This is a genomic window from Winogradskyella ouciana (assembly GCF_009709615.1).
Classification (GTDB): domain Bacteria; phylum Bacteroidota; class Bacteroidia; order Flavobacteriales; family Flavobacteriaceae; genus Winogradskyella; species Winogradskyella ouciana.
The window spans coordinates 1-996 of the sequence record NZ_WJYA01000018.1 but is presented as its reverse complement, the minus strand read 5'-3'; the positions used below and the strand labels follow the sequence as shown (position 1 = coordinate 996).

General features: G+C 33.3%; 2 protein-coding genes. Both read right to left on the bottom strand.

The window, feature by feature from the left end; translation table 11 throughout:
• Window positions 1–618: lactate/malate family dehydrogenase (locus F1003_RS18470; protein ID WP_497986921.1), on the bottom strand; the 618-nt coding region annotated here is incomplete at its 3' end.
• 229 nt (window positions 619–847) lie between these two features.
• Window positions 848–928, bottom strand: coding sequence for a delta-hemolysin (hld, locus tag F1003_RS18465; protein ID WP_000046022.1), 81 nt, complete (start codon window positions 926–928; stop codon window positions 848–850).
• Window positions 929–996: the final 68 nt, after the last annotated feature.

The window sequence follows — 996 nt, the reverse complement described above, 5'->3', positions numbered from 1 at the left end:
CTCAGGACGTTGTTCAAGTAATGTCTTCAAAGGTTGACCCGCAATATTAGCGTGTGACCATACTGGTAATTCAGTGTCACCATGTTCACCAATAATTTGAGCATCGACGCTACGTGGCGCAACATCGAACGCTTCGCTTAACAATAATCTAAAGCGTGCAGAGTCTAAAATTGTACCAGAACCTATAACACGTTCTTTAGGTAAACCAGAGAATTTCCATGTTGCATACGCTAAAATATCAACAGGATTTGTAGCTACCAAGAAAATACCATCAAATTTTGATGCCATTACTTCACCAACAATTGATTTGAATATTTTCAAGTTTTTAGATACTAAATCTAAACGTGTTTCTCCAGGTTTTTGTGCAGCACCAGCACAGATGACAACTAGATCCGCATCATGACAATCACTGTATTCGCCAGCTTTCACACGAACTGTTGTTGGAGAATATGGTGTGGCATGTTTTAAATCCATAACATCTCCTCGAACTTTTTCAGTGTCTAAATCAATGATGACTAATTCATCAACAATGCTTTGGTTCACTAATGAAAATGCGTAGCTTGAACCTACTGCACCATTATGGATGTTATTAATTATGAAAAAAATTTTATTTATCAAATAATGATAAATCGATGTTGTTTACGATAGCTTACATGCTAGAAATAATTATCTGTAATGATAATTAAGAAAAATACATAGCACTGAGTCCAAGGAAACTAACTCTACTAGCAAATGTTACTCACTTGCTAATTTTACATGGTTATTAAGTTGGGATGGCTTAATAACTCATACTTTTAGTACTATACGAAGATAACAAATTTACAATGAAAGTAATTAATTATTCATCTTATTTTTTAGTGAATTTGTTCACTGTGTCGATAATCCATTTTACTAAGTCACCGATTGTTGAAATGATATCTTGTGCCATTGAAATCACTCCTTCCTTAATTAAGATAAAAATTCTTAAAATTAAACAACTCATCAACTATTTTCCAT